At 70.1% G+C, this 4,036-nt stretch carries 5 protein-coding genes; all 5 read left to right on the forward strand.

What is annotated here, in order from left to right:
• Nucleotides 1–817, forward strand: an 817-nt coding sequence (gene hppD / locus JNL41_RS13140) for a 4-hydroxyphenylpyruvate dioxygenase (RefSeq protein WP_293475623.1), incomplete at its 5' end; no start/stop codon positions are given.
• Between the two features lie 4 nt (nucleotides 818–821).
• Nucleotides 822–1,808, forward strand: a complete 987-nt coding sequence (locus JNL41_RS13145; protein WP_293475624.1) for an isoaspartyl peptidase/L-asparaginase — start codon at nucleotides 822–824, stop codon at nucleotides 1,806–1,808.
• A gap of 1 nt (nucleotide 1,809) precedes the next feature.
• Nucleotides 1,810–2,943, forward strand: coding sequence for a homogentisate 1,2-dioxygenase (locus tag JNL41_RS13150; protein WP_293475625.1), 1,134 nt, complete (start codon nucleotides 1,810–1,812; stop codon nucleotides 2,941–2,943).
• An 81-nt stretch (nucleotides 2,944–3,024) separates the two neighbouring features.
• Nucleotides 3,025–3,300, forward strand: a complete 276-nt coding sequence (locus JNL41_RS13155) for a hypothetical protein (RefSeq protein WP_293475626.1) — start codon at nucleotides 3,025–3,027, stop codon at nucleotides 3,298–3,300.
• Nucleotides 3,297–4,036: fumarylacetoacetate hydrolase family protein (locus JNL41_RS13160; protein WP_293475627.1), on the forward strand; the 740-nt coding region annotated here is incomplete at its 3' end. The genes JNL41_RS13155 and JNL41_RS13160, both read left to right, overlap by 4 nt.

Consider the following 4,036-nt stretch of genomic DNA (forward strand, 5'->3'; position numbering starts at 1 on the left):
CGACGCCGCCAAGGCCTTCAAGCTCGCCGTCGAGCGGGGCGCCAGGCCCGTCGTGGGCCCGGTCGGGGCGATGGAGCTGAACATCCCCGCCATCGAGGGGATCGGCGGCTCGAACCTCTACCTGGTCGACCGCTACGGCGCCCAGGAGATCTACGACGTCGACTTCACGCCCATCGAGGGCGCGGAGGCGAAGATGGACGCCAACAGCGTCGGCCTCACCTACCTCGACCATCTGACCCACAACGTCCATCGCGGCCAGATGGCCAGGTGGGCCGAGTTCTACGAGCGCATCTTCAACTTTCGCGAGATCCGGTACTTCGACATTGAAGGAAAGCAGACGGCCCTGGTCTCCAAGGCCATGACCAGCCCGGACGGCAAGATCCGCATCCCGCTGAACGAGAGCCAGGACGAGCACTCGCAGATCGAGGAATTCCTCAAGGACTACAAGGGTGAGGGCATCCAGCACATCGCGCTCGGCACGGGCGACATCTACGAGTCGGTCGAGACGATGCGCGACCGCGGCGTGCGGTTCCAGGACACCATCGACACCTACTTCGACGGCATCGACGCCCGCCTGCCGGGCCACGGCGAGAACGTGAACCGCCTGCGCGCCGACCGCATCCTGATCGACGGGGCGCCCAGCGAGGGCCAGGGCCTGCTGCTGCAGATCTTCACCGAGAACATGATCGGCCCGATCTTCTTCGAGATGATCCAGCGCAAGGGCAACGAGGGCTTCGGCGAGGGCAACTTCAAGGCCCTGTTCGAGTCGATCGAGCTGGACCAGATCCGCCGGGGCGTCCTGCCGGCGAAGGCCTGAGCGGATGACCGAGGCCGGCCCGCGCTGGACCCTGGTCTGCCATGGCGGTGCGGGCCTGGTGACGCGTGACCACCTGACGCCGGAACAGGACGCCGCCTACCGCGAGGCGCTGACGACCGCCGCCGACGCCGGCGCGGCCGTCCTGCGGGCCGGGGGCCGGGCCATCGACGCCGTCGAGGTCGCGATCCTGCGGCTGGAGGACGATCCGCTGTTCAATGCGGGGCGCGGCGCGGCCTTCACCGCCGAGGGCCGCAACGAGCTGGACGCCTCGATCATGGACGGGGCGACGCTGGCCGCGGGCGCCGTGGCGGGCCTCTCGACGACGCGGCATCCGATCTCGGCGGCGCGGGCGGTGATCGAGGGCTCGGACCATGTGCTGCTGGGCGGCGAGGGCGCCGACGCTTTCGCCCGCGCGCAGGGCCTGGAGCAGGTCGATCCCAGCTTCTTCTTCACCGAGGCGCGCTGGCGGAGCCTGGAGCGGGCGCTGGGCCGGCTGGGCCTGCCGGTCCCGCCACGGCCCGAAGGCGTCGCCGTCGACGCCCGCGCCGAACTGGCGCACGACGAGGGCAAGCGCGGCACCGTCGGCTGCGTGGCCCTGGACATCCACGGCGACCTGGCGGCGGGCACGTCGACGGGCGGAACCACCGCCAAGCGTTGGGGCCGGGTCGGCGACAGTCCGCTGGTCGGCGCCGGGACCTATGCCGCCAACGCCGCCGCGGCCGTCTCATGCACGGGGGCGGGCGAATACTTCATCCGTCTGGGCGTCGCGCACCGCATCTGCGCGCTCGTCGAGTACGGCGGACTGTCGCTGCAACGGGCCGTCGACCGCGTCGTGCAGGACGACCTGACGGCGCTGGGCGGCGAGGGCGGGGTGATCGCGGTCGATCCGCATGGCCACATGGCCTGGAGTTTCAACACCGAGGGCATGTATCGCGCCCGGGTCGCCGACGGCGAGCCGCTCGCGGTCGGCCTCTACAAGGACGAGGCCTGAGATGGCGAAAGGTGACTGGATCCCGGTGCGGGGCGCGGTGGGGACGCATTCGCGTCAGGCTCACACGGACCTGCCGGAAGGAACCTACGAGCGCGAGATGTCGAAGGAGGGATTCTTCGGCCCCGCCGCCTTCCTCTACCACCCGCGCCCGCCGACCGCCTGGACCAGCTTCGAGGGCCCGTTGCGCCCGCGCGCCTTCGACCTCGCCCGGCTGAACGCGGCCGAGCCGTCGCCTTGGAGGGCCGGCGTCGTTCTGGAGAACGCATCGATCGAGGTGCGCTTCTGGAAGCTCGCCGCGCCGATGCCGGCGCTGGCGCGCAACGCCGACGGCGACCAGTTGCTGTTCGTCCATCAGGGGGAGGGCGACCTCTTCACCGACTTCGGCCGGATCGGCTACCGGGGCGGGGACTATCTCTATCTGCCGCGCGGCACGATGTGGCGGCTGGCGCCGTCGCGGCCCACCGCGATCCTGATGATCCAGGCCACCAACACCCACTACAAGCTGCCCGACCGCGGGCTGATGGGGCCGCACGCGCAGTTCGACCCGGCGGTGCTGGACACCCCGGTCATGGACGAGGCGTTCCGCGCGCACCAGGCCGAGCCGGGAGAGGTGCGGGTCGAGGTGAAGCGGCGCGGGGCGGTCTCCACCGTGACCTATCCCTACAACCCCCTGGACGCTGTCGGCTGGCACGGCGAACTCGCGCCCGTCCGCCTGAACGTGGCCGACATCCGCCCGATCGTGAGCCACCGCTACCACCTGCCGCCGTCGGTCCACTCGACCTTCGTCAGCGACCGCTTCGTCGTCTGCACCTTCGCGCCCAGGCCCTTCGAGACCGACCCGGGGGCGCTCAAGATCCCGTTCTTCCACAACAACGACGACTACGACGAGGTGCTGTTCTACCACGCCGGCGACTTCTTCAGCCGCGACCACATCGAGGCCGGCATGATGACCTTCCATCCGTCGGGCTTCACCCACGGGCCGCACCCGAAGGCGCTGAAGAACATGCTGACGCAGCCCAAGCCGGAGACCGACGAATACGCCGTGATGATCGACACGCGCGATCCGCTGGACGTGGGCGACGCCGCGGCCTCGGTCGAGGACCTGGCCTACGTCGACAGTTGGAAGGGCGGATGACCCTCCTTCGCCGAGGCTTCGGAGGGCGGGCCCTCACATGCTGGGCTTGTCGTTCGAAGCGCCCGCAGGTCGCGAAGTAGCATGACGCTCGACGAGGACCTCGCCGCCGCGGCCGAGGACGAACTCGACCGGGCGCTCACCCTGGGCTGGCCGGCGCTCGCCAGGGTCACGCCCTGGGGCGACACCTTCGACGGGTTCACGCCGGACGGACGCGATGTCTGTTTCGAACGCGCCTACATGTGGGAAGGTGAGGCTGGCGGCGACATCCGCGTCGAGATCATGGTCTACGAGCCGAAGGTCTACGAAGCCGGCGTGAAGCGCGTGCGAACCATAGCAAGGGACGGGAACGAAGGATGAAGCTGGCGTCGCTCAAGGGAGGCCGTGACGGCCGCCTCGTGGTCGTGTCGAACGACCTCGCCTGGTACTCGCCGGCCGACCGGATCGCGCTCACCCTGCAGGCGGCGCTGGACGACTGGGAGCGCTGCGGCCCCGAGCTGCGCGGCCTTGCCGAGAGCCTCGAGCACGGCTCGGTGCCGAAGGCCCGCTTCCACGAGCACGACGCGATGAGTCCGCTGCCGCGGGCCTACCAGTGGGCCGACGGCTCGGCCTACGTGAACCACGTCGCCCTGGTCCGCCAGGCCCGCGCCGCCGACATGCCCCAGAGCTTCTGGACCGACCCCTTGATGTACCAGGGCGGCTCGGACGGATTCCTGGGGCCCTGCGACCCGATCCCCTGCCAGTCCGAGGACTGGGGCATCGACTTCGAGGCCGAGGTCGCGGTCGTGACCGACGACGTGCCGATGGGCGTGACGCCGGACCGCGCGCGCGGGCACATCAAGCTGGCGATGCTGGTCAACGACGTCTCGTTGCGCAACCTGATCCCCGGCGAGCTCGCCAAGGGCTTCGGCTTCTTCCACGCCAAGCCGGCCTCGTCCTTCTCGCCGGTCGCGGTCGAGCCGTCGGAACTCGGCCAGGCCTGGGACGGCGGCAGGCTGCACCTGCCGCTCGTCAGCACGCTCAACCGCAAGGAGTTCGGCCGGCCGAACGCGGGCATCGACATGACCTTCGATTTCGGCCAGCTCGTCGCCCATGC

The organism is Phenylobacterium sp. (assembly GCF_016793285.1).
GTDB lineage: Bacteria > Pseudomonadota > Alphaproteobacteria > Caulobacterales > Caulobacteraceae > Phenylobacterium.